Consider the following 21,460-nt stretch of genomic DNA (forward strand, 5'->3'; position numbering starts at 1 on the left):
AACTATCGACGGCATCGCCCGCGAGCGGTGTCGATAAAGCCATTGTTTCAATCAGACTGGGCCTGCTGACTCTATGCGAATGCGCCTTATGTTACTGGGCGGCGGAAATGCCCTTGGGCAGGCGCTGATTCGCCTCGGTGCGGAGGAAGACATCGGCTTCCTCGCCCCCCGCCCACCGCAAGACGGCTGGGACGCCGCGAGCCTGACGCAACTGCTCGACGACACCCGTCCAGACGCGTTGATCAACCTCGCCTATTACTTCGACTGGTTTCAGGCGGAGACGGTCAGCGAACAGCGTCTGGCCGGGCAGGAGCGGGCGATCGAGCGTTTGGCCGAACTGTGCCAGCATCACAACATCGTGCTGCTGCAACCGTCGAGCTATCGAGTGTTCGATGGCTCCCGGGCGACGGCCTACAGCGAAAAAGACGAACCGGTGCCCTTGGGCCTGCGCGGTCAGGCCTTGTGGCGGATCGAACAAAGCGTGCGCGCCACCTGCCCGCAACACGTGTTGCTGCGATTCGGCTGGCTGCTCGATGACAGCCCCGACGGCACCCTCGGGCGTTTCCTCGGCCGCGCCGAACTGCCTGAAGAATTGCTGATGGCCGACGACCGTCGGGGCAATCCGACGCCGGTGGATGACGCCGCCCGGGTGATCATCTCGGTCCTCAAGCAACTCGATTGCTCGGCGCCGCTGTGGGGCACCTACCATTACGCCGGGCATGAGGCGACCACGCCGCTGGCGCTTGGGCAGGCGATCCTCACCGAAGCACGCGCGCTGCATCCGCTGGCCATCGAAGCGCCGACCGCCCAGGCTCACGCCGCCCGGCCCGACGCCGCCGAAGAGCCGCAACACGCGGTGCTGGCCTGCAAGAAAATTCTGCACACTTTCGGGATCAAGCCTCGCGCCTGGCGTGCGGCACTCCCGGGCTTACTGGATAGGTTTTATCGCCATGGCTGACGGCCCTGTTTTAATCACCGGCGGCGCCGGTTTCATCGGCTCGCACCTCACCGATGCCTTACTCGCCAAGGGCCATTCGGTACGCATTCTCGATGACCTCTCCACCGGCAAACGCAGCAACTTGCCGCTGGACAATCCCGGCGTCGAACTGATCGTGGGCGATGTCGCCGATGCCGCGCTGGTCGCGCAGGCGATGGTCGGATGCAGCGCTGTGGCGCACTTGGCCGCGGTGGCGTCGGTGCAGGCGTCGGTGGATGATCCGGTGAAGACTCACCAGAGCAATTTCATTGGCTCGCTGAATGTCTGCGAAGCCATGCGTCAGTCCGGCGTCAAGCGGGTGCTGTATGCGTCCAGCGCAGCGGTCTACGGCAACAATGGCGAAGGCGAGTCGATCGACGAAGACACACCCAAGGCACCGTTGACGCCCTACGCTTCGGACAAATTGTCGAGCGAGCATTATTTCGATTTTTACCGTCGCCAGCATGGTCTGGAGCCGGTGATTTTCCGCTTCTTCAACATCTTCGGCCCACGCCAGGATCCGTCTTCGCCGTACTCCGGGGTGATCAGCATTTTCAGCGAGCGCGCGCAGAAGGGTCTGCCGATCACTGTGTTCGGTGACGGTGAGCAGACTCGCGATTTCGTCTACGTCGAAGACCTGGTCGACTTGCTGGTGCAAGCGATCGAGAAACCGCAGGTCGAAGTCGGAGCGGTGAACGTCGGCTGGAACCAGGCCACGACCCTCAAGCAAATGCTTGAAGCCCTTGAAGCGGTGGTCGGTCAATTGCCGCCGGTGAGCTATGGCCCGGCGCGCTCTGGTGACATCCGCCATTCGCGAGCGAACAATCAGCGTTTGCTGGAGCGCTTTACCTACCCGGAGCAGACACCGATGCGTGTCGGCCTGGCGCGGTTGTTGGGGCGCTGAGGTTTACGCCGTCATGAAAAAGGCGCCTTTCGAGGCGCCTTTTTTGTGTGGCAGTTTTAGAACTTGTAACCCAGACCAACCATGTAGATGAACGGGTCTACGTCCACATCGACTTTGGCGCGAGTGCCCGGCGCCACTGCGTTATTTTGCACCGTCGCGGTGGTGTCGATGTCGATGTAGCGCACCTGGGCGTTGATCATGATGTTGTCGGTCAGCATGTAGTCGGCGCCGACCTGGAACGCCATGCCCCAGGAGTTATCCGCCTTGAAGTTGCTGAAGCCGTTGGCGCTGGCTTCGCTGCCAACGTGCTCGTCGTAGATCCAGGTGTAGTTGATACCGGCGCCGACATACGGCTGGAACGCGGACTTCGAGTCCAGTGGGTAGTACACAACGCTCAGCGTCGGTGGCAGGTGTTTCAGCGTACCGAGTTTGCCGTTGGCCGCGCCGAGGGCGGTGCCTTTGAGCTTCACGTCATGCTCGAACGGCGAGGCCGCCAGCAGCTCGATCCCCCAGTGGCTGTTGAGCATGTAAGCGAAGTTCAAACCCAGTTGCGTGTCGCTGCTCATGGTGGCCTTGCCGCCCAGATCGGCACCCTTCAGCGGACCCTGATCAACCTTGACGCTGGAGCTGTCGGCTTTCGGGTTGACGGTGATTGCACCGGCACGAACGATGATATCGCCGGCTTCGTGGGCGTAGGCTAGCGGTGCTGCGAGCGCGAGGGCAAACAGCGAAACGCAGAGCATGGACTTGTGCATGGAGGGCTCCAAAGGACGTTAAAAATGTTCGATGTCCAATGGTACGGAGGCGTCTGGTACGGTCTTTTGACTCAGCTCAATGAAACAGTGATGGGGACGTCAGTCACTCCGGCAGCTCATACACGTAAATCTTGTCTGCCTGCATCTGATACCCGGCATCCGCCAACTCGCTGGTCGACGCTTTAACCTGCAATGCCCCTTCGATCCAGTACGGCTGATACAACTCGTCGAGCTTCACACCCACCTCACTTTTGACGTGCACGATCTGGTTCGACGGCGGTGGCGGCACGTGGATGCAGGCGCCGAAATAAGGCACCAGCAGAAACTCCGTGGTGCGACCTTCTTCACTCACTTCCAGCGGCACGATGTAGCCCGGCAGCCGAATGTTCTGACCGTCGAGGCTTTTCACCACCGGCGCATTGGGCATGTCTTGCTTGGCCGCGGGTGCCGATTCGGCGGCCAACGCGTTGCCCATCTGCGACAGGTCGTGCAGCGGCGTCATGTTCGGCACTTCTGGTGCGGCGTCTGGCGGGATCATTTCCGACCAGGTCAGGTCTTTCGGCTCGGCCGCCCACAGGGGCAAGGCGACCAGCATCAACAGCACAAGCGCAGCGCGGGGCATGTTCAACGTCCTCATAAACGGATCGACAGGCCATCGGCCAGGGATTGGCGGTACGCGCGCCAGGCCGGCACGCTGCCCATCAGCAATGCGGCGATCAGGATGCCACCGAGCAGCGTCCATTCATATTCGCTCGGCCAGGCCAGCGGCAGGTACAAGCCGTAATTGGATTGCACATAACCTTGGGCCAAGGCGATGCCCACATACAAAAGACCCACCCCGGCAATCACGCCCGACAGCGCCAGGGCAAACGCCTCCAGCACCAGCAACGTCGCGATGTGCCACGGCCGGGCACCCACCGAACGCAGAATCGCCATCTCCCGGCGGCGTTCGTTGAGACTGGTGAGGATCGCCGTGAGCATGCCGATCAACCCGGTCAGCACCACGAACAGCGACACCACGAACAAGGCTTTTTCCGCCGTGCTCATCAAACTCCACAGCTCTTGCAGCGCCACGCCCGGCAGGATCGCCAGCATCGGTTCACCCAGAAATTCATTGATCTCACGCTGTAGCGCGAAGGTAGAAATCTTGCTGTTGAGGCCGAGCATGAACGCGGTGATCGCTTGCGGCGTCAGGTCCATGTTGCGTGCCTGATCGGCACTGATTCGACCGTTACCGCGCGCCGGCACACCGTTATGCCAGTCGATGTGAATCGCTTCCATGCCGCCGAGGCTGATGTGCAACGTGCGGTCCACCGGGGTGCCGGTGCGTTTGAGAATACCGACCACGGTGAACGGCTTGTCGTCGTGCTTGACCAGGCTGATCACTGCCACGCCGTGGGACAGAACCAGTTTGTCGCCGAGTTTGTAGTGCAGCGCATCGGCCACTTCGGCACCGAGTACCACTTCAAACGGGTCAGTGGCGAAGGCGCGGCCGTCGGCCAGTTCCATGTGTTGTTGATGACCGTATTGGTAATGCTCGAAGTACGCCTCGGTGGTGCCCATCACCCGATAACCGCGATGGGAGTCGCCGAGGGACATCGGGATTGCCCACTTCACTTTCGGGTTGTTGGCGAAGTGTTCGAAGCTGTCCCAGCGGATGTTATTGGTGGCATTGCCAATGCGGAACACCGAGTACAGCAACAGGTTCACCGAGCCGGAACGCGCGCCGACGATCAGGTCGGTGCCGCTGATGGTGCTGGCGAAACTGGCCTTGGCTTCGGTGCGCACCCGTTCCACGGCCAACAACAGGCAGACCGACAGGGCAATGGCGAACGCGGTGAGGATCGCGGTGAAGCGGCGGTTAGCCAGGCTGGCCATGGCTAGACGAAACAAATACATCTCAGACCTCGGACGGGGTGGCGGCGCGATTGAGATCGGCCAGCGACAAGTGGCGATCGAACAGCGGTGCCAGGCTCTGGTCATGGCTGACGAACAGCAGGCTCGACCCGGCTTCGCGGCATTCGGCGAACAGCAAGCGGATGAAGTTCTCGCGGGCGTCGTAATCCAGGGCCGAGGTCGGTTCGTCGGCGATCACCAATTCAGGCTGACCGATCAACGCGCGCGCAGCGGCGACCCGTTGCTGCTGGCCGATGGACAGCGAATCGGCGCGGCGACTGAGGATGCTTTCATCCTTCAGGCCCAAGTGGGCGAGGAGGGTGGCCGCCGCTTGATCGACGCTGCCGTGGCGCTGGATCGCCCGTTGAGCACGCAGTTTGGAAAAGTGGCAGGGCAACTCGACGTTCTCGCGCACCGAGAGAAATGGCAGCAAGTTGAACTGCTGGAAGATGTAGCCGGTGTGATCGACCCGGAAGCGGTCGCGAGCGCCGGCCGAGAGTTCGGTCAGCGCCTGGCCCAGCAATCGGATGCTGCCGCGATCGGGCTTCTGCACACCACCGAGCAGGCCCAGCAGGGTGGTTTTGCCGCTGCCGCTGGGGCCTTTGAGGAACAGGGTTTCGCCAGGCATAAGGCGAAACGCCGGGATATCCAGCAGCGGCGGGTGACCGGGCCAGCTGAAGCCGAGGTCGGACAGTTCGATGAGTGCTTGGGTCATTTAACCGGTTTCATGAATGTTGATGCCAGGGGATCGGGGTGAATTTAGAATTTCAGGGCGGCAGCCTTGGCCGTCACTTCAACCCCTTGCTGCCCGCTCGGGCTGATCAGTTGTACCTGAATCTTCTGGGTCGCCGGGAAGGTGTTGAAGATGTTCGCCAGGTCCAGGGTTTTCAGCGCGCCCGGTGCCGAGCAGCTGAATTGATAATGAGCGTGGATTTCGCTGTGGTCGTGGTGATGCTCGTCCTTGCCTTCCTCGTCGTGATCATCATCGGCATCGGGTTTGTCGCCGAACAGCGGACTTTCCAGTTCCTGAGTCGCAACCACGCAGCCAGCGGCTTTCGGCAGGTTGAACAGCACCAGCGGTTTCTCTAGCTGCGCACGAACCGCGGCGACTTTGGCTTTGTCGGCGTCGGTGGTGGCGGTGTGTTCGAAACCCACCAGGTTCATCGCCGGGCTTTCCAGCTCCAGCTCCAGAGTCTGACCGTCCAGCGCTGCGTTCAGGCGTCCGACACCATGTTCGTGGGCACTGAGGCTGCCGTGCTCATGATCATGTTCATCGCCAGCGTGGGCGACGGCCAGCGGCAACAGGGCAAACGGCAGAGCGAGAAGCAGACGGCGCATGGAAGGTCTCCGAAAAGTAAAATGAAGAATTTGTTATGTAATCTTATAACGTAAGTGGCGAGAGTTTGACCGCCTGCTTGGCGTTGCACAAGTCCCATGGGAGCATGCAAGTCAGAAATGTGCAGGAGCAGACTTATGTTGCGTATACGCGGAAGCATCGGCGACTGGCCGGTGGATTTGACGCTGGAGATGGATGACGGCGACTGGGCACGGCTCGGTGCGCAGTTGCAGGTGGTGAAACCGGAGGCCAGTGCAGCGCCGGCAAAACCGATCAATCAGGATGATGCGCTGTGGCAGATCGCCAAGGATTTACTGCGCAAGGCCGGGCAATTGAGCGGGCCGGATTTGCTGGATCAGTTGGAAGGATTGACCGGCAGCGCGGCGTCGGGCAAGCGGTTGCTGGTGCGTTTGCGCCACAACTCTGATGTGAAAGTGACGAGCGGCGGGGATACGCCGCTCTACAGCTGGATCAACGCAGGTTAATACAGCGCAGCAAACAACTTGCGGCGGTACGTGGTCACCAGCGGGTGATCGTTGCCCAGCAGTTCGAACACCTGCAGCAAGGTCTTGTGCGGCAAACCTTCGCTGTAGCTGCGATTGCGCACGAACAGCTTGAGCAACGCATCCAGCGCCGCGTCGTACTGTTGGCGGGCCAGTTGCTGGATCGCCAGTTGATAAACCGCTTCATCGTCCTGCGGATTTTTCGCCAGACGCGCTTTCAGGTCTGCCGCATCCGGCAAATCCTTGGCCTGGCCGAGGAACTGGATCTGCGCCTTGGCGCCGGCCAAGGCAGCTTTGTGCTCATCGCTCGTGACCGCATCGAGCACGATTTGCGCTTCACCCAGCTCGCCACGTTCAGTGAGGCAACGGGCGTAGAGGATCAGGGCTTTTGCGTTGGTGTTGTCTTCGCCCAGCAGCACTTTCAGTGTGGCTTCGGCGTCGGCAAAGCGGTTGTCATCGAACAACGCCTGAGCTTGCTCAAACGGATCGGCAGCAGCCGGTGGCGGCATTTGCACGTGAGGTTCGAGCATTGCGCGCACCGCAGATTCCGGCTGTGCACCGGCAAAGCCATCCACCGGCTGACCGTCCTTGAACAGCACCACCGTCGGCAGGCTGCGAATGCCGAAGCGCGAAACGATGTCCGGCTCGACGTCGCAGTTGACCTTGGCCAGCAGCAACTCGCCCTGATAGCTCTCGGCGATGGTTTGCAGCATCGGCATCAAGGCCTTGCACGGCGCACACCATTCGGCCCAGAAATCCACCAGCACCGGTTTGTGGAAAGAGTTCTCGATCACCGACTGCTCGAAATCGGCAGTCGTGGCGTCGAAGATGTACGGCGTTTCCTGACTCATGGGGGATCTCGTAAAAGCGTGAATGGGGCAACTATACGACTTGGTGGGGGCTGGCCGGAAGCGGTGTGGTCGTTGGAGATGTGTTGGCTGACAGGGCGCCTTCGTCGGAACGCCGCCCGGAGCAAGCCCGCTCCCACAGGGGAATGCGGTCAACTGTGGGACCGGGCTTGCTCGCGAAGCTTTTAGCCGCGCCGCGCGTGGTAGAGGCTCACATGCCGAAACTCTTCGGGCTCGGCCAGATCGGGCAAGGTCATCGCTTCCAGCATCTCGATACGTTGATAAAGCGGGTGCCTGAAATCCCTCACTCGGGAATCCGCCACCAACGCTTCCTGGCCGCGACTCAAGAATTCATCGAGCAACGGCAGATTCGCCCGGTCGTACAGCACGTCGGCCACCAGAATCAGATCAAACCGATCCGACTCGGCGAAAAAGTCCGTTGAGTAGTTGAGGTGTACGTCATTGAGTTCGGCATTCGCCCGACAGGCGGCAATCGCCAGCGGGTCGAGGTCACAGGCCATCACTTCCAGCGCTCCGGCCCTGACTGCTGCGATCCCCGCCACCCCGGAACCGGCTCCGAAATCCAGCACCCGTTTGCCTTTGACCCACTCAGGGAATTCGGCGAGATAGCGGGCGACCGCCAGACCACTGGCCCAGCAGAAACTCCAATAAGGCGGCTCATGCAGAATCCGCCGGGTTTCTTCCGGGCTGAACGCGCGGTCCATGTTCTCGCCGTCGATCAGCCAAAGCTTCAGATCGGTGTCCGGCAATTCACAGGCAACCAGTTGTGCGTCGCCGAGCAACTCACCCAGCGCTTGTTGAAGGTCGAGCGGTGCAATCATGGCGCTTTGACGAATTGCAGCTGACCCAGCGCTTGCGTCGTTGGCTGGCTGATGACCTGCGACGGCAGATGCAAAATCAGCTGGCCGGACTGGCTGGCGCGGCCACGCAGTTCAACGCGGGCGCCGACCGGGAACGATTCCGGGTTGAAACGCAGGTGAAACGGCAAAATCTGATTGGTGCCGATCAGGCTGGAACTGGCCAGCAATTGTTGCGGGCGGTCCTTGTCGTCGATCACCAGCAGCGCCAGTTCGACTTCGGCACCGGCCGGCACGCCTTGCAAGGTGCCGCTCAATTCACGCTGATACGCGGGCAGCGGGCCGAGGTTGGCCGATTCCTTGGCTTTCTTCTGTGCCTGCTGTGGCGCGGGGCCTGGCGTCGGCGGCTGGGGCTTGGGCGCATCGCTGCTGCAGGCCACCAGCAGGCTGAAAAGACTGAGCAAAACGAGCGGTCTTAGGGACATTTTCGGCTCCAGCAAGGTGAAATCCATGGATCTAGCTCTATAGCCCGTCTGTATACCGCAAACCCTATGGCTTGTCTTGCCACGGGGATGCGCTACCATGGCCCTCCCTTTTTTTGTTGCCTGCCACCATGCACTGTCCCTTCTGCGGTGCCAACGACACCAAGGTCATCGACTCGCGTCTGGTCGCCGAGGGCGAACAGGTACGCCGCCGGCGTGAATGCCTGGCCTGCGGCGAGCGTTTCACGACGTTCGAGACGGCCGAACTGGTGTTGCCGCGCCTGATCAAAACCGACGGCAGCCGCCAGCCGTTCGACGAAGAAAAACTCCGCGCCGGCATGCAGCGTGCGCTCGAGAAGCGCCCGGTGAGTGTCGAGCGTCTGGAATCGTCGTTGGTGCACATCAAACACAAACTGCGCGCCACCGGTGAGCGAGAGGTTAAATCCCTTGTCGTCGGTGAACTGGTGATGGCCGAGCTGCAAAAGCTCGACGAAGTCGCCTACATTCGTTTCGCCTCCGTGTATCGGCGCTTCCAGGACCTCAACGAGTTCCGCGAAGAGATCGATCGCCTGGCCCGTGAGCCGGTGAAAGAATGACCACCTCCGCCGAACAAGCCATCCTCGACGCCCATTACATGGCTCGTGCCCTGGAACTGGCGCGCAAAGGTCATTACACGACACACCCCAACCCTCGGGTAGGCTGCGTGATCGTGCGGGACGGGCAGATTGTCGGCGAAGGCTGGCACGTGCGCACCGGCGAACCCCACGCCGAAGTCCACGCCCTGCGCGCCGCCGGCGATAAAGCTCGAGGCGCCACCGCTTACGTGACCCTCGAACCTTGCAGCCACCACGGACGTACGCCACCTTGTGCCGATGCGCTGGTACATGCGGGTGTGGCTCGGGTCGTCGCGGCGATGCAAGACCCCAACCCATCGGTTGCAGGTCGTGGCATGCAGCGCCTGGCCCAGGCCGGCATCGCTACGGAAAGCGGCGTACTGGAAGGCGAAGCGCGCAAGCTTAATGAAGGTTTCCTCAAGCGCATGGAGTACGGCTTGCCGTTCGTGCGGGTCAAGTTGGCCATGAGCCTCGATGGCCGTACGGCTATGGAAAGCGGTGAAAGCCAATGGATCACCGGTCCGGCGGCGCGTTCGGCGGTACAACGCCTGCGCGCTCAGGCCAGCGTAGTATTGACCGGCGCCGACACGGTGCTGGCGGACAATGCCCGTCTCACTGTGCGTGCTGATGAGCTGGGCCTGGATCCTGAGCAAACGGCCCTGGCCATGAGCCGTCCGCCGCTGCGTGTGTTGATCGACGGCCGCCTGCGCGTGCCGCTGGATGCACCGTTCTTCAAGGCCGGGCCTGCATTGGTCGCCACGTGCATGGCGATCGAGGAGCAATACGCCAATGGCCCAGAGTGCCTGATCGTGGCGGGCGAGGATGGCTTGGTCGACCTACGTAAACTGCTGGTCGAACTGGCCGCCCGTGGGGTCAACGAAGTACTGGTCGAAGCGGGCCCGCGTCTGGCCGGGGCTTTCGCTCAGCAAGGGCTGGTCGACGAATTCCAGATTTTCATCGCCGGCAAGTTTTTAGGTTCGTCTGCGCGTCCGTTGCTGGATTGGCCGCTCGCGCAAATGAAGGATGCGCCTGAACTCAAAATCACCGAAATTCGCGCGGTTGGCGATGACTGGCGAGTCATCGCCATTCCTTCGCCAGCGGCAAGCGTATAATTCCGGGCCTGCGCCACGCGACGGCCCTGTTCTCGAGGAGGACTCCATGTTTACCGGCATCATCGAATCCATCGGCAGTATTCGTGCATTGACCCCAAAAGGCGGAGATGTGCGGGTACACGTAGAAACCGGCAAGCTCGATCTGAGCGACGTCAAACTGGGCGACAGCATTGCAGTCAACGGCGTGTGCCTGACCGCGGTTGAGTTGCCAGGCAACGGCTTTGCGGCGGACGTCAGCCGCGAAACCCTCGACTGCACCGCCATGAATGATCTGAAAAGCGGCAGCCCGGTAAACCTGGAAAAAGCCCTGACCCCGACCACTCGCCTCGGTGGGCATCTGGTCAGCGGGCACGTCGATGGCGTGGGCGAAGTGGTTGCCCGTACCGAGAATGCTCGCGCGGTGGAGTTCCGCATCCGCGCTCCCAAAGAGCTGGCCAAGTACATCGCCCATAAAGGCTCGATCACCGTCGACGGCACCAGCCTGACCGTGAACGCGGTCGATGGCGCCGAGTTCTTGCTGACGATCATTCCGCACACCCTGAGCGAAACCATCATGGCGTCTTACCAGCCAGGTCGCCGGGTGAATCTTGAAGTTGACTTGCTGGCACGTTATCTGGAACGCCTGCTTTTAGGCGATAAAGCCGCAGAGCCAACCTCCAGTAACATCACCGAAAGCTTTCTGGCCGCCAACGGCTACCTCAAATCCTGACCCAAGGGGGTGCCTTGTGGCGCTCAATAGCATCGAAGAACTGGTTGAAGACATCCGCCAAGGCAAGATGGTCATCCTCATGGATGACGAAGATCGCGAGAACGAAGGCGACCTGATCATGGCCGCCGAGTGCTGCCAGCCTGAACACATCAACTTCATGGCCAAGCACGCCCGTGGCCTGATCTGCATGCCGATGAGCCGCGAGCGCTGCGAACTGCTGAAGTTGCCCTTGATGGCGCCGCGCAACGGTTCCGGCTTCGGCACCAAGTTCACCGTGTCCATCGAAGCGGCCACCGGCGTGACCACCGGCATTTCCGCCGCCGACCGTGCGCGTACCGTGCAGGCCGCTGCCGCGAAAGACGCCAAGGCTGAAGACATCGTCAGCCCCGGCCACATCTTCCCGCTAATGGCTCAGGCCGGCGGAACGCTGGCTCGCGCCGGCCACACCGAAGCGGCGTGCGACCTGGCGCGCATGGCCGGTTTCGAGCCGAGCGGCGTGATCTGCGAAGTGATGAACGACGACGGCACCATGTCCCGCCGCGCGGAACTGGAAGCGTTTGCTGCCGAACACAACATCAAGATCGGCACCATCGCCGACCTGATTCACTACCGGATGATCCACGAACGTACCGTTCAGCGGATTGCCGAGCAGCCGCTGGACAGCGAACTGGGCCAATTCAACCTGGTGACCTATCGTGATTCCGTGGAAGGCGACGTGCACATGGCCCTGACTTTGGGCACCGTGTGCGCCGAAGAGCCGACCCTGGTTCGGGTGCACAACATGGACCCGCTGCGTGACCTGTTGATGGTCAAGCAGCCTGGCCGCTGGAGCCTGCGCGCCGCGATGGCCGCGGTTGCCGAGGCTGGCAGCGGTGTCGTGCTGTTGCTCGGTCACCCGCTCGATGGTGACGTGTTGCTGGCGCACATCCGCGAAACCGCGGAGCACGTACCGGCGAAAAAACCGACCACCTACAGCATCGTGGGTGCCGGTTCGCAGATCCTTCGGGACCTGGGCGTACGCAAAATGCGCCTGATGAGTGCACCAATGAAATTTAATGCGATATCCGGTTTCGATCTGGAAGTTGTAGAATACGTGCCCTCCGAATAATGACCGGTTGTTTCCAGTCCTTGATTCGCGGTTAACACATCACTGAGGGACGCGTAGAAAACGCGTCCCGGCTCTTTAAGAGATCTAACGAATGACCCTGAAGACCATCGAAGGTACCTTCATCGCCCCTAAAGGCCGCTACGCTTTGGTAGTAGGCCGTTTCAACAGCTTCGTCGTTGAAAGCCTGGTCAGCGGTGCAGTTGATGCCCTGGTTCGCCACGGCGTGAGCGAAAGCGACATCACCATCATCCGCGCACCTGGCGCCTTCGAAATCCCGCTGGTTGCGCAGAAAGTCGCTCAGAAGGGCGAATACGCGGCAATCATCGCCCTGGGCGCGGTCATTCGTGGCGGTACTCCGCACTTCGAATACGTGGCTGGCGAATGCACCAAGGGCCTGGCCCAGGTGTCCATGGAGTTCGGCGTTCCAGTCGCATTTGGCGTGCTGACCGTTGATTCCATCGAGCAAGCCATCGAACGTTCCGGCACCAAGGCCGGTAACAAAGGTGCTGAAGCTGCCCTGTCCGCTCTGGAAATGGTCAGCCTGCTGGCGCAGTTGGAGGCCAAGTGATTAGCGACGAAAGCGATCGTTTCAACCCGCGCGATCCAAAGCCTGCGGATGCCGGCAAGCCATCGAAAAGCGTCAAGCGTCGCGAAGCCCGTCAGCTCGCGACTCAGGCGCTGTACCAGTGGCACATGGCCAAGCAATCTTTGAACGAGATCGAAGCGCAGTTCCGGGTCGATAACGATTTCAGCGATGTCGATGCCGCTTACTTTCACGACATCCTGCACGGCGTTCCGGCTCACAAGCCTGAGATCGACGCTGCACTGACGCCGTGCCTGGACATCACGATCGAAGAGCTGGACCCGGTTGAACTGGCCGTCCTGCGCCTGTCGACCTGGGAACTGCTCAAGCGCGTCGACGTGCCGTACCGCGTTGTGATCAACGAAGGTATCGAGCTGGCGAAAGTCTTTGGTTCCACCGACGGCCACAAGTTCGTCAACGGTGTACTCGACAAGCTGGCCCCGCGTCTGCGTGAAGCTGAAGTGAAGGCGTTCAAGCGCTAATCGGCGCTTGAGTTGCTGCCAATGGGCGAGTTTGAGCTGATCCGCAATTTCTTCGCCGCCGCGCCCTGTGCGCAAGGCGGCGAAGGCGTTGCCCTTGGGATTGGCGATGACTGCGCCTTGCTGGCTGTTCCCCCCGGGGAGCAGTTGGCCATTTCCACCGACACGCTGGTTGCCGGTGTGCATTTCGCAGATCCTTGCGACCCGTTTCTGCTTGGTCAGCGCTCGCTGGCCGTGGCCGTCAGCGATCTGGCTGCCATGGGCGCCACTCCCGTTGCCTTTACCCTTGCCCTGACCTTGCCGACGGTGACCGCCGATTGGCTGGACGCCTACGCCCGTGGTTTGAACATCATGGCGCAGCGCTGTGGTGTGGCGCTGGTGGGCGGTGATACCACCCGTGGACCATTGAGCCTGACAATGACCGTGTTCGGTCGTGTGCCGGCAGGTTTGGCGTTGACCCGCAGCGGTGCGCAGCCAGGCGACTTGCTGTGCGTTGGCGGTGAACTTGGCAACGCGGCGGGGGCATTACCGCTGGTGCTCGGTCAGCGGACGGCTGAAGCCGCCATCGCCGATCCGCTGCTGGCACATTACTGGTCGCCGCAGCCGCAGCTTGGGTTGGGAATGGCGCTGCGCGGTAAAGCCACCTCGGCGCTGGACATCTCCGACGGCCTGCTCGCGGACTGCGGGCATATTGCCCTCGCGTCACAGGTCGGCATTCAGGTTGAACGGGACACGCTGCCATTGTCGAAAGCTTTAGTCGCCTTCCTCGGCCAGTCGGGTGCCGAAAAAGCGGCCCTGAGCGGTGGTGATGATTACGTGTTGGCCTTTACCTTGCCGTCCGTCGAGTTGCCGCAATTGTTGAGCGACGGCTGGCCGATCCATGTGGTCGGCCGTGTTGTGACGGGGCAGGGCGTGGTGCTGCTGGACGCCGATGGACAAGACATCACCCCGCAAACCCGGGGCTATCAACATTTTCGGGAGACACCGTGACAGATCATCCCAAACAGGTCCCGGCGGAATTCGTACCGCCTTCGGTCTGGCGCAATCCGTGGCATTTCCTGGCGTTCGGCTTCGGCTCGGGCACCTTGCCAAAAGCACCGGGCACCTGGGGTTCGTTGGTTGCGCTACCCTTTATCCCGTTGTGGCAGATGCTGCCCGATTGGGGTTACTGGTTGATGCTCGGCATCACCATGCTGTTTGGCTTCTGGCTGTGCGGCAAGGTCGCCGACGATTTGCGGGTGCACGACCATGAAGGCATCGTCTGGGACGAAATGGTCGGGATGTGGATCACCTTATGGCTGGTGCCGGAAGGTTGGTACTGGTTGCTGGCGGGGTTTCTGATGTTCCGCTTCTTCGACATCCTCAAGCCGTGGCCGATTCGCTGGATCGACCGGCATGTGCATGGCGGCGTCGGGATCATGCTCGATGACGTATTGGCCGGGGTGTTTGCGTGGTTGGCGATGCAGGGACTGGTATGGATTTTTGCCTGACGGGCGAAACTGGGGACTAGGGATGGCTCGACGCTGGTTGGCTGTGATGATTTTCGCGATGTTTTGCTCACTCACCCAGGCGAGTGACGAGGGCACGACGCCGTCGGTGATTCATCTGGCCAGCGAAGACTGGGAAGACTACACCGCCGCCGATGGCCACGGTTTGGGCTGGGATGTATTGCGGGAAGTCTTCGAGCCGGCGGGGGTCAAACTGGACATCCGCAGCGAACCGTACGTGCGTTCCATGGGCCTGGCCCAGCGCGGCGAAGTGGATGCCTGTGTCGGCTCCTATCTTGATGGGTCCAGCGATCTGCTCTATCCGCGCTGGAACTTCGATACCGATCACATCTATGCCTTGGGCCTGGCCAGCAACCCCGCACCGACCCCGGAAACCCTGGGCAACTATCGACTGGCCTGGGTCCGTGGCTACGACTTTCAGGATTACCTGCCCAACGTACGCCGCTATAACGAAGTCATGCGGCGTACCGGGATTTTGTCGATGTTGACCCGCAACCGCGCCGACTATTACATCGACGCGCTGACCGAGGTCGACTATGTCCTCAGGTGGGCCAAGGATCCGTCGCAGTTCCGTCGTACCCACATCGCTGAATTACCGCTGTATCTGTGCTTTGCCAAGACCCCCAAGGCCCGAACGCTGATGGCCCTGTTCGATCAGCGTATGGAGCAATTGGTGAAAAGCGGTCAGCTGAAACCGATCTTCGAGCGCTGGAAACAACCCTATCCGTTCGACTCAAACTGAACACGGTCAATGTGGGAGCGGGCTTGCTCGCGAATGCGGTGTATCAGTTAACATTCATGCCGGCTGACATACCGCATTCGCGAGCAAGCCCGCTCCCACACGGTCGACGGCAGGGCCGATATCTAACTTTTTGATTGTTATGCCCCATAATTCAGCCTAAGCGTCTGTCGGAACGTGCTGTTACAATGCCGCGTCTGCGAATCTCCAGTACTTATTGATCAGGAGCACACCGGTGCCTGTCGTTTTTGTCGCCGCTTCCAAGCTGCCAACGCCTTTTGCGCAATTCACCATGCACGGCTTTCTCGATGAAGAAAACGGGCGCGAGCACGTTGTGCTGAGCCTGGGTGAGTTCGTCGACGGTGCCCCGGTACTCGGCCGGTTGCACTCCGAATGCCTGACTGGCGATGCCTTGTTCAGCCAGCGTTGCGATTGCGGCTCGCAACTTGAAGCAGCCTTGCAGGCCATCGCCCGTGAGGGTCGTGGCGTGTTGCTGTACTTGCGTCAGGAAGGTCGCGGCATTGGCCTGCTGAACAAGATCCGCGCCTATGAATTGCAGGATGGCGGCGCCGATACCGTTGAAGCCAACGAGCGTCTGGGCTTTGCCGCCGATCAGCGTGACTACGCCATGTGCCTGCCGATGCTGGAGCACCTGGGCGTGAAGTCCCTGCGTCTGATGACCAACAACCCACGCAAGGTCAAAGCCTTGACCGACATGGGCATCGTGGTCGCCGAGCGCGTGCCGCTGCACACCGGCCATAACCCGCATAACAAACTCTACCTGGCCACCAAGGCCAGCAAGCTCGACCACATGATGGGCAACGAGCACCAGGGTGAGGCAGACCGGGCGTGACCCGCGGTCAGGTTCGGCGGCGACTGTCCGTCAATTGGTGGCAATACCTGGCGCTGGCCTTGGTGCCGCTGTTCGTGATCAACGGCGTATTTGGCCAGAGCGAGGCGATCCTGCCGGTGCTGGCGATGCCGTTGTTCATCGCGGGTGTGGCGTCGATGTTTGTCAGCCTGAAATTCTTTGGCGGCTACAAACACGCGCTGATCGCCACTCAAAAAGCCCTCGACACCCCTGAAGAACCAGCTGCCTGGATCGCCCTGGCGGCCAAGCGTCGCACGGCGTTCCTGGCTGCCAGCCTGCCGGCCTGGATCGGTGCGCTGGCAGTATTCGTCGGCCTCGAAGCCGTGCCGTTGATGCTGCTGTCGCTGTCGACCCTGGTGCTGTTCTACCTCTACCGTATTCCGCGTCAACTCGGCTGATGCGGCCCGTCTGGCTGGCGGTTTTGCTGCTGGCCGTCAGTGGCCCGGCGGCTGCGGTCGAACGCGTTGTCAGCCTCGCGCCGTCTCTCTCTGAAATCGTTGTTGAGCTGGGTTCAGCCGACCTGCTGGTGGGTGTGCTGGATGCCGGTGAGCGTCCTGACGAGCTCAAAGACCTTCCTTCGGTGGGTCGCTACGGCCAGTTGGACATGGAGCAGCTGCTCAGTCTCAAACCCGATCTGTTGTTGCTCTGGCCCGGCAGCGTTGGCCCGGCCCAGCGTGAACAGCTCAAGCGGTTGAATCTCCCGACCTACGTTGCCGAACCCCACAATCTCGATCAACTCACTGCGCAGATTGAGGCGATTGCCTCACAGCTCGGCCGACCGGAGCGAGGCGTTTCATTGGCTGAAAATTTGCGTCAGCGACTGGATTCGCTACGCCAGCGTTATCGTCGGGATGTGCCATTGCGGGTGTTTTATCAGGTCTGGGATCGGCCGCTGTACACCGTTGGCGGCGGGCAGATCATCAGCGATGCGCTTGAGGTGTGCGGGGCGCGCAATGTGTTTTCCGACCTGGCGTTGCCGGCGCCGCAGGTCAGTATTGAGGCGGTGTTGCAGCGTAATCCAGAAGTGATTCTGGCCAGCGATCAGGCGCAACTCGATGCGTGGAAAGCCTGGCCGCAGGTGACGGCGGTGGCGCAGGGGCAATTGCTGTTGGTGACAGATAAAGGTTTGGAGCGGCCGAGTGGGCAGATGATCGAAGCGACCACAAAGTTGTGCCAGTTGATCGCGCCTTCACGCTGATCGCTCAGAGTTCCGGCGTCCACGTCACCCCAAACATCCACGCCCGACCTTCTTCACGATACCCATACTGACTGCCATCATGGCTGTACAGCGCCCGGCTATAACCCTTGTCCAGCAAGTTATCGACCTTCAGCTCAAGCTTGATCTCACGATTCAATTCCCAGCTGCTGCGCAACCCCAGCAACGCGTACCCGCCCAATGGCTGCTGATTGTTCTCATCGTCATAGCTGCTGCTCACCGCTTGCCAGCTGGCGCCGAGCCCTAGTTGGTCAAACTGTCGATCCAGATCCAGGCTCAAGGTCCGCCGCGCGCGCCGAGCCAGGGTGTGCCCACTGTCACGATCGCGCGGGTCGATGATCGCTACGCCGAGATTGCTCTGCCAGCCGAGCAGTTCCTGTTTCAATGCCGCTTCGAAACCATTGATGCGTGCCGAGGCGACGTTCTGCGGCCGTGAGTTGCTGCCGAAAATAATCGCGTCTTCCAGGTCCGTCCGGTACAGAGAAGCTTCCAGGCGAGCGGTGTCGGTCAGTTGACTGCGCCATTGCAGCTCATAGCTTTTCGACGTCTCGGGTTTCAGATCGGGATTACTGAAATCGGGGTAATACAGGTCATTGAACGTCGGCGCGCGGAAGCCTTCGCTGTAGGTCAGCAGCACATCGTTGTCCGGATTCAGCGGCAGGGTGAAGGTGCCGCTCCAGCTGTTCTGGCCGCCGAACTGCTGGTTCTGATCCCGGCGCAGACCCAGTTCGGTGGAGAAGCTGTCCGCCTGGTAATGATGCTGAATGAACGCGGCACGGTTCCAGCGGCTGTCCTCGTCGAATGGCGTGCTGCTGTTGATCCGGTCTTCGTACCAGTCGCCGCCGAGGATCAGGCTGTTGCGCTCATCGAGGGTCAGGTCGTTCTGCCAGTTCACCGAGTCGCGATACGTGTTGAACACACTGCGTTCGTCGCTGAGCTTGTCCAAAGTCTTCTCGCGGTTTTCGCTGTGGCCGAATTCGACGCGGGTTTTCCACAGGTCATTGATTCGCGCATCGACGTAGCTGCTGATGCTGCTCACGGTGAACTCGTTGTAAGGCTGCTGCTGGACCGATTCGAAAGTGGTGCTATCGAAGCGGCCGAAAGGGTTGTCGAATGCGCTTTTGCCACGGTTATCCAGCAGGTTGGCGCCGATTTCGATGTCATCGTTGAGTACGTGACTCAGGCTCAGACTCAACGATTTGTTGCGATACTCATCGTGATCGCCATCGCTCGGGTACGACTCATGGGTGCGATTGATCCCGGCGGTCTCATCGAGGCTGGCGCCGAGGTTGAATCGGGTCTGCTCGTCGCCGCCGGACAGCCCGAGGCTGCGTTCCCAGGTCTGGTTGCTGCCAAAGCCCACGTGCATTCGCGGTTGCAGGCCTTGCTCGTCGCCGCGACGAGTGAAGATCTGGATCACCCCGCCAATCGCATCGCTGCCATAAATCACCGAGCGGGAACCGCGCAACACTTCCACGCGCTCGACCTGTTCGATGTTGATGTGTTGCAGGTTGCTGTCGCCCGAGGTGGAGTTGCCGATGCGCTGGCCGTCGACCAGCACCAGGCTTTGGGCCGACTTGGTGCCGCGAATGTAAATCCCCGGCAGACTCCCGCGCCCGCCGGTTTGCCCGACCTGCACACCCGGCACACGACGCAGCAAGTCAGTCACGCTGCTCGGTTGCAGACGATCAATGTCTTCGCGGGTGAACACGGTGTTGGCGGCGCTGCTGTCATTGCGCGCTTCGACCTGACGGTTGGCGCTGATCAGCACGTCGGGAAGTTTCAGGGCCTGGTCGCGTTCGAAGGTTTCGGCCAGCAGTTGGCCGGCCGGCAGCAGGGTCAGCGTCAGGGCAAAAGGGGAGAGTTTCATCGGTAATCCATCGACGCGTTAGAGCGAACACAAATCAAATGTGGGAGCGGCGGTGCGGCGATCCGACTTGCTCGCGAATGCGGTGTGTCAGTCAACATTGATGCCGACTGACACACCGCATTCGCGAGCAAGCCCGCTCCCACAAGGGGTTTTGCATAAGTCTGAGATTTAGATGCTCAGCAGTTGCAGGCGCTCACGCACCGAAGCCTCGATCCCGGCCTCATCCAACCCGCACTCGGCCAGCATTTGCGCAGGCTTGGCGTGCTCGACGTAACTGTCCGGCAAGCCCAGGTGCAGCATCGACTTGAGGATGTTTTCGCGGGCGAGAAACTCGCTGACGGCGCCACCGGCACCGCCCATGATCGCGTTCTCTTCGATGGTCACCAGCAGCTCGTGGCTGCTGGCGATATCGCGAACCAGTGCTTCATCGAGCGGTTTGACGAAACGCATGTCGACCACGGTGGCATCCAGCGTCTCGGCGACTTTCAGCGCCTCGGCCAGTTGTACGCCGAACACCAGCAGGGCGACTTTGCTGCCCTGACGACGAACCACACCCTTGCCGATTTCGATCGGTTCGAGGTCTTTCTCGATCGTCGCGTTCGGGCCAGAGCCGCGCGGATAACGCACCGCCGCCGGGCCGTTGAACAGGTGGCCGGTGGTGAGCATTTTGCGCAGTTCGTTTTCGTCGCTCGGGGTCATCACCAGCATGCCGGGGATGCAGCGCAGGAACGACAGATCGAAGCTACCCGCGTGAGTCGGGCCGTCTTCGCCCACCAGGCCCGCGCGGTCGATGGCGAACAGCACGTCGAGGTTTTGCACCGCGACGTCATGAATCAATTGGTCGTAGCCACGTTGCAGGAACGTCGAATAAATCGCCACCACCGGTTTCGCGCCTTCGCAGGCCATGCCGGCAGCGAGGGTCACGGCGTGTTGTTCGGCAATCGCCACATCGAAATAGCGCAGCGGGAAACGCTCGCTGAAGGCCACCAGATCGGAGCCTTCTTTCATCGCGGGAGTGATGCCCACCAAACGCGGATCAGACGCGGCCATGTCGCACAGCCATTCACCGAACACACCGGAATACTTCGGCCCGCCAGCTTTCTTCGGCGCGGCGGCCGGAGCGTCCAGCGGTTCAAGTTTGGTGATCGCGTGGTAACCGATCGGGTCGACTTCCGCCGGGGCGAAGCCTTTGCCTTTCTTGGTGACGACGTGCAGGAACTGCGGGCCTTTCAGATCGCGCATGTTGCGCAAGGTGGCGATCAGGGTCGGCAGGTCGTGGCCATCGATCGGGCCGATGTAGTTCCAGCCCAGCTCTTCAAACAGCGTGCCGGGAACCAGCATGCCTTTGGCGTATTCTTCGGTGCGACGGGCGATTTCCCAAGCGCCGGGCAGGCGCGACAGGACCTTTTTGCTGCCTTCACGCATGCTTGCGTAAGTGCGGCTGGAAAGGATCTTCGCCAGATAATTCGACAGCCCGCCAACGTTGCGCGAGATCGACATGTCGTTGTCGTTGAGGATCACCAGCATGTTGGCGTCCACTTCCGGCGCATGGTTCAGCGCCTCGAAGGCCATGCCGGCGGTCAGTGCGCCATCGCCGATCACGGCGATCGCCTTGCGATCACTGTTCTGCAGGCGGGCGGCAATGGCCATGCCCAGCGCTGCGCTGATCGACGTGCTGGAGTGGCCGACGCCAAAGGTGTCGTACTCGCTCTCGGAGCGACGCGGGAAGGCCGCGACGCCGTCCTTCTGGCGCAGGGTGCCCATGCGCCCGCGACGGCCGGTGAGGATCTTGTGCGGATAGGCCTGATGACCCACGTCCCACACCAGCCGGTCGTCCGGGGTGTCGAAGACGTAATGCAACGCGATGGTCAATTCGATGACGCCCAGGCCGGCACCGAAATGCCCGCCGGTCTGACCGACCGTATAGAGCAATTCCAGGCGCAACTCATCGGCCAGGGTTTCCAGCTCGGCTTCGCCTAACCGGCGCAGGCCGTCCGGCGTGTTGGCACGGTCGAGCAGGGGCGTGGTCGGGCGCTTGCGGGGAATCTCATGAAACGTCGTGGGCATCAGGCGAATCGTTATAGGTATAAAAGATGCGGCAGTTTACCTGATGCATCGCCCCCTGCCCACGCG

General features: G+C 61.1%; 25 protein-coding genes. 15 read left to right on the forward strand and 10 right to left on the reverse strand.

All coding sequences use genetic code 11. The features are described 5' to 3' along the window. The first annotated feature begins 73 nt into the window (after positions 1–73). Entirely contained in the window at positions 74–958 is an 885-nt protein-coding gene (locus ACSQ87_RS04005; RefSeq protein WP_046047341.1) for a sugar nucleotide-binding protein, read from the forward strand. After that, the gene (locus ACSQ87_RS04010) at positions 951–1,880 is read left to right on the forward strand and encodes an NAD-dependent epimerase/dehydratase family protein (protein ID WP_436273391.1); all 930 of its coding nucleotides are present in this window, start codon (positions 951–953) and stop codon (positions 1,878–1,880) included. The genes ACSQ87_RS04005 and ACSQ87_RS04010 overlap by 8 nt, the downstream gene beginning before the upstream one ends. Before the next feature lie 56 nt (positions 1,881–1,936). Here the strand turns inward: ACSQ87_RS04010 and ACSQ87_RS04015 are convergent, their stop codons facing one another. From ACSQ87_RS04015 to ACSQ87_RS04035, 5 genes are all read right to left on the reverse strand, one after another. Next, complete coding sequence (locus ACSQ87_RS04015; protein WP_436273392.1) at positions 1,937–2,635, reverse strand: OmpW/AlkL family protein; 699 nt, start codon at positions 2,633–2,635, stop codon at positions 1,937–1,939. A gap of 103 nt (positions 2,636–2,738) precedes the next feature. Continuing rightward, positions 2,739–3,257, reverse strand: a complete 519-nt coding sequence (locus tag ACSQ87_RS04020; protein WP_223432917.1) for a DUF3299 domain-containing protein — start codon at positions 3,255–3,257, stop codon at positions 2,739–2,741. An 11-nt stretch (positions 3,258–3,268) separates the two neighbouring features. Continuing rightward, on the reverse strand, positions 3,269–4,534 hold the full coding sequence (locus tag ACSQ87_RS04025; protein WP_436273393.1) for an ABC transporter permease: 1,266 nt from the start codon (positions 4,532–4,534) through the stop codon (positions 3,269–3,271). A 1-nt stretch (position 4,535) separates the two neighbouring features. After that, positions 4,536–5,246: an ABC transporter ATP-binding protein gene (locus ACSQ87_RS04030; RefSeq protein ID WP_436273394.1), complete on the reverse strand. Its 711-nt coding sequence runs from the start codon at positions 5,244–5,246 to the stop codon at positions 4,536–4,538. 44 nt (positions 5,247–5,290) lie between these two features. Continuing rightward, entirely contained in the window at positions 5,291–5,869 is a 579-nt protein-coding gene (locus ACSQ87_RS04035) for a DUF2796 domain-containing protein (RefSeq protein WP_223432918.1), read from the reverse strand. Positions 5,870–6,004: 135 nt separating this feature from the next. Here ACSQ87_RS04035 and ACSQ87_RS04040 point away from each other — a divergent pair, with 135 nt between their 5' ends. After that, positions 6,005–6,352, forward strand: coding sequence for a hypothetical protein (locus ACSQ87_RS04040; RefSeq protein ID WP_436273395.1), 348 nt, complete (start codon positions 6,005–6,007; stop codon positions 6,350–6,352). Here the strand turns inward: ACSQ87_RS04040 and trxA are convergent. The 3 genes from trxA to ACSQ87_RS04055 all read right to left on the reverse strand — a co-directional run bounded on the left by trxA (position 6,349) and on the right by ACSQ87_RS04055 (position 8,521). Next, positions 6,349–7,221 carry a thioredoxin gene (gene trxA, locus ACSQ87_RS04045; RefSeq protein ID WP_056743673.1) on the reverse strand — a complete coding sequence of 291 codons (873 nt, stop codon included), beginning with the start codon at positions 7,219–7,221 and terminating at the stop codon, positions 6,349–6,351. The two genes, ACSQ87_RS04040 and trxA, sit on opposite strands and share 4 nt — an antisense overlap. Before the next feature lie 182 nt (positions 7,222–7,403). Further along, the gene (locus ACSQ87_RS04050) at positions 7,404–8,060 is read right to left on the reverse strand and encodes a class I SAM-dependent methyltransferase (protein ID WP_436273396.1); all 657 of its coding nucleotides are present in this window, start codon (positions 8,058–8,060) and stop codon (positions 7,404–7,406) included. Further along, positions 8,057–8,521: a YbaY family lipoprotein gene (locus ACSQ87_RS04055; RefSeq protein WP_223432922.1), complete on the reverse strand. Its 465-nt coding sequence runs from the start codon at positions 8,519–8,521 to the stop codon at positions 8,057–8,059. Before ACSQ87_RS04055 ends, ACSQ87_RS04050 begins: the two co-directional genes overlap by 4 nt. Before the next feature lie 128 nt (positions 8,522–8,649). Between ACSQ87_RS04055 and nrdR the strand changes: the two genes are divergently transcribed. From nrdR to ACSQ87_RS04115, 12 genes are all read left to right on the forward strand, one after another. Beyond that, positions 8,650–9,114: a transcriptional regulator NrdR gene (nrdR, locus tag ACSQ87_RS04060; protein ID WP_003228656.1), complete on the forward strand. Its 465-nt coding sequence runs from the start codon at positions 8,650–8,652 to the stop codon at positions 9,112–9,114. Then, positions 9,111–10,244 (forward strand): bifunctional diaminohydroxyphosphoribosylaminopyrimidine deaminase/5-amino-6-(5-phosphoribosylamino)uracil reductase RibD, encoded by a 1,134-nt coding sequence (gene ribD, locus ACSQ87_RS04065; protein WP_436273397.1) that lies wholly within the window; start codon positions 9,111–9,113, stop codon positions 10,242–10,244. Before nrdR ends, ribD begins: the two co-directional genes overlap by 4 nt. Positions 10,245–10,290: 46 nt before the next feature. Next, a complete protein-coding gene (locus tag ACSQ87_RS04070; RefSeq protein ID WP_008033746.1) occupies positions 10,291–10,953 on the forward strand; it encodes a riboflavin synthase in 663 nt (220 codons plus the stop codon). Between the two features lie 16 nt (positions 10,954–10,969). Then, positions 10,970–12,061, forward strand: a complete 1,092-nt coding sequence (gene ribBA / locus ACSQ87_RS04075; RefSeq protein WP_033059428.1) for a bifunctional 3,4-dihydroxy-2-butanone-4-phosphate synthase/GTP cyclohydrolase II — start codon at positions 10,970–10,972, stop codon at positions 12,059–12,061. Positions 12,062–12,152: 91 nt separating this feature from the next. Next, the gene (ribH, locus tag ACSQ87_RS04080; RefSeq protein WP_003185938.1) at positions 12,153–12,629 is read left to right on the forward strand and encodes a 6,7-dimethyl-8-ribityllumazine synthase; all 477 of its coding nucleotides are present in this window, start codon (positions 12,153–12,155) and stop codon (positions 12,627–12,629) included. Then, on the forward strand, positions 12,626–13,126 hold the full coding sequence (gene nusB / locus ACSQ87_RS04085; protein WP_008153530.1) for a transcription antitermination factor NusB: 501 nt from the start codon (positions 12,626–12,628) through the stop codon (positions 13,124–13,126). The genes ribH and nusB overlap by 4 nt, the downstream gene beginning before the upstream one ends. A 21-nt stretch (positions 13,127–13,147) precedes the next feature. Continuing rightward, positions 13,148–14,113, forward strand: coding sequence for a thiamine-phosphate kinase (gene thiL / locus ACSQ87_RS04090; RefSeq protein ID WP_223432925.1), 966 nt, complete (start codon positions 13,148–13,150; stop codon positions 14,111–14,113). Beyond that, a complete protein-coding gene (locus ACSQ87_RS04095) occupies positions 14,110–14,613 on the forward strand; it encodes a phosphatidylglycerophosphatase A family protein (protein WP_003228639.1) in 504 nt (167 codons plus the stop codon). The genes thiL and ACSQ87_RS04095 overlap by 4 nt, the downstream gene beginning before the upstream one ends. Before the next feature lie 22 nt (positions 14,614–14,635). Then, on the forward strand, positions 14,636–15,373 hold the full coding sequence (locus ACSQ87_RS04100; RefSeq protein ID WP_223432926.1) for a substrate-binding periplasmic protein: 738 nt from the start codon (positions 14,636–14,638) through the stop codon (positions 15,371–15,373). 232 nt (positions 15,374–15,605) lie between these two features. Next, entirely contained in the window at positions 15,606–16,223 is a 618-nt protein-coding gene (gene ribA, locus ACSQ87_RS04105) for a GTP cyclohydrolase II (protein WP_033059420.1), read from the forward strand. Next, a complete protein-coding gene (locus tag ACSQ87_RS04110; RefSeq protein ID WP_223432927.1) occupies positions 16,220–16,639 on the forward strand; it encodes an MFS transporter in 420 nt (139 codons plus the stop codon). Before ribA ends, ACSQ87_RS04110 begins: the two co-directional genes overlap by 4 nt. Further along, positions 16,639–17,439: a cobalamin-binding protein gene (locus ACSQ87_RS04115; RefSeq protein WP_436273398.1), complete on the forward strand. Its 801-nt coding sequence runs from the start codon at positions 16,639–16,641 to the stop codon at positions 17,437–17,439. The genes ACSQ87_RS04110 and ACSQ87_RS04115 overlap by 1 nt, the downstream gene beginning before the upstream one ends. Before the next feature lie 4 nt (positions 17,440–17,443). On the opposite strand, the gene ACSQ87_RS04120 is transcribed toward ACSQ87_RS04115, so the two are convergent. Next, complete coding sequence (locus ACSQ87_RS04120; protein WP_436273399.1) at positions 17,444–19,327, reverse strand: TonB-dependent receptor domain-containing protein; 1,884 nt, start codon at positions 19,325–19,327, stop codon at positions 17,444–17,446. Positions 19,328–19,495: 168 nt separating this feature from the next. Beyond that, the gene (gene dxs, locus ACSQ87_RS04125; RefSeq protein ID WP_436273400.1) at positions 19,496–21,394 is read right to left on the reverse strand and encodes a 1-deoxy-D-xylulose-5-phosphate synthase; all 1,899 of its coding nucleotides are present in this window, start codon (positions 21,392–21,394) and stop codon (positions 19,496–19,498) included. Positions 21,395–21,460: the final 66 nt, after the last annotated feature.

Source organism: Pseudomonas sp. LjRoot277 (genome assembly GCF_964253845.1).
In the GTDB taxonomy this organism is placed as follows: domain Bacteria; phylum Pseudomonadota; class Gammaproteobacteria; order Pseudomonadales; family Pseudomonadaceae; genus Aquipseudomonas.

What these genes read in the sequence shown, in the direction of transcription:
- thiL (WP_223432925.1), top strand. Translation starts at nt 13,148, where the DNA reads ATGGGCGAGTTTGAGCTGATCCGCAATTTCTTCGCCGCCGCGCCCTGT.
- nrdR (WP_003228656.1), top strand. Translation starts at nt 8,650, where the DNA reads ATGCACTGTCCCTTCTGCGGTGCCAACGACACCAAGGTCATCGACTCG.
- ACSQ87_RS04010 (WP_436273391.1), top strand. Translation starts at nt 951, where the DNA reads ATGGCTGACGGCCCTGTTTTAATCACCGGCGGCGCCGGTTTCATCGGC.
- ACSQ87_RS04055 (WP_223432922.1), bottom strand. Translation starts at nt 8,521, where the DNA reads ATGTCCCTAAGACCGCTCGTTTTGCTCAGTCTTTTCAGCCTGCTGGTG.
- ACSQ87_RS04115 (WP_436273398.1), top strand. Translation starts at nt 16,639, where the DNA reads ATGCGGCCCGTCTGGCTGGCGGTTTTGCTGCTGGCCGTCAGTGGCCCG.
- ribH (WP_003185938.1), top strand. Translation starts at nt 12,153, where the DNA reads ATGACCCTGAAGACCATCGAAGGTACCTTCATCGCCCCTAAAGGCCGC.
- ACSQ87_RS04100 (WP_223432926.1), top strand. Translation starts at nt 14,636, where the DNA reads ATGGCTCGACGCTGGTTGGCTGTGATGATTTTCGCGATGTTTTGCTCA.
- ACSQ87_RS04015 (WP_436273392.1), bottom strand. Translation starts at nt 2,635, where the DNA reads ATGCACAAGTCCATGCTCTGCGTTTCGCTGTTTGCCCTCGCGCTCGCA.
- ACSQ87_RS04120 (WP_436273399.1), bottom strand. Translation starts at nt 19,327, where the DNA reads ATGAAACTCTCCCCTTTTGCCCTGACGCTGACCCTGCTGCCGGCCGGC.
- dxs (WP_436273400.1), bottom strand. Translation starts at nt 21,394, where the DNA reads ATGCCCACGACGTTTCATGAGATTCCCCGCAAGCGCCCGACCACGCCC.
- ribD (WP_436273397.1), top strand. Translation starts at nt 9,111, where the DNA reads ATGACCACCTCCGCCGAACAAGCCATCCTCGACGCCCATTACATGGCT.
- ACSQ87_RS04030 (WP_436273394.1), bottom strand. Translation starts at nt 5,246, where the DNA reads ATGACCCAAGCACTCATCGAACTGTCCGACCTCGGCTTCAGCTGGCCC.
- ACSQ87_RS04035 (WP_223432918.1), bottom strand. Translation starts at nt 5,869, where the DNA reads ATGCGCCGTCTGCTTCTCGCTCTGCCGTTTGCCCTGTTGCCGCTGGCC.
- ACSQ87_RS04020 (WP_223432917.1), bottom strand. Translation starts at nt 3,257, where the DNA reads ATGCCCCGCGCTGCGCTTGTGCTGTTGATGCTGGTCGCCTTGCCCCTG.
- ACSQ87_RS04040 (WP_436273395.1), top strand. Translation starts at nt 6,005, where the DNA reads ATGTTGCGTATACGCGGAAGCATCGGCGACTGGCCGGTGGATTTGACG.
- ACSQ87_RS04005 (WP_046047341.1), top strand. Translation starts at nt 74, where the DNA reads ATGCGAATGCGCCTTATGTTACTGGGCGGCGGAAATGCCCTTGGGCAG.
- trxA (WP_056743673.1), bottom strand. Translation starts at nt 7,221, where the DNA reads ATGAGTCAGGAAACGCCGTACATCTTCGACGCCACGACTGCCGATTTC.
- ACSQ87_RS04070 (WP_008033746.1), top strand. Translation starts at nt 10,291, where the DNA reads ATGTTTACCGGCATCATCGAATCCATCGGCAGTATTCGTGCATTGACC.
- ACSQ87_RS04025 (WP_436273393.1), bottom strand. Translation starts at nt 4,534, where the DNA reads ATGTATTTGTTTCGTCTAGCCATGGCCAGCCTGGCTAACCGCCGCTTC.
- ACSQ87_RS04050 (WP_436273396.1), bottom strand. Translation starts at nt 8,060, where the DNA reads ATGATTGCACCGCTCGACCTTCAACAAGCGCTGGGTGAGTTGCTCGGC.